A 551-nucleotide genomic window follows, 5' to 3' on the forward strand; every position below is an offset into this window, starting at 1 on the left:
GATGCGCTGGCTGCCGGCCCGCGCCCACGACAACGGCGTCTTCATCCTGTTCAGCAACGGCGTCGGCGAGGACGACGGCGAGGTGCGGACCGGCAACGCCATGATCCTCGACCCTTATGGCCGGGTCCTGGCCGAGACCGACGCCCTGGACGAGGCCCTGGTCATCGCCGACCTCGACCTGGACCTTTTGCCGACCGCCACCGGCCGGCGCTGGATCCGCGGGCGGCGGCCCGAACTCTACGGCCTGCTGACCCGCCGGCCCGGCCATGAGCTGGACCCGCGCGAAGCCCGCTTCTCGACCGCGCCGGTGCTGACGCCCGACGCGCCGGCCTGAGCCGGGATCAGACCCCGAAGGCGTGCAGCGCCGCGCCGTTGGCCTTGAGCCAGGCGCGCTGCGGGCGCTCGTCGCCGATCAGGCCGCGCACCACCGCCCAGAAGGCCGGACTGTGGTTGGCCTCGATCAGGTGGGCGCATTCGTGGGCGGCGACATAGTCCATCACCTCGAACGGGCTGAGGATCAGCCGCCAGGAATAGCGGATGCGGCCGACCTC

At 72.2% G+C, this 551-nt stretch carries 2 protein-coding genes; one reads left to right on the forward strand and one right to left on the reverse strand.

The features are described from left to right. Positions 1 to 334: nitrilase-related carbon-nitrogen hydrolase (locus D1614_RS24765; protein WP_306439031.1), on the forward strand; the 334-nt coding region annotated here is incomplete at its 5' end. A gap of 7 nt (positions 335 to 341) precedes the next feature. On the opposite strand, the gene D1614_RS24770 is transcribed toward D1614_RS24765, so the two are convergent. Next, a partial coding sequence (locus D1614_RS24770) for a YgjP-like metallopeptidase domain-containing protein (protein WP_147384411.1) occupies positions 342 to 551 on the reverse strand: 210 nt, incomplete at its 5' end.

This window comes from Maribellus luteus (assembly GCF_003576475.1).
Taxonomy (GTDB): Bacteria; Bacteroidota; Bacteroidia; order Bacteroidales; family Prolixibacteraceae; genus Draconibacterium; species Draconibacterium luteum.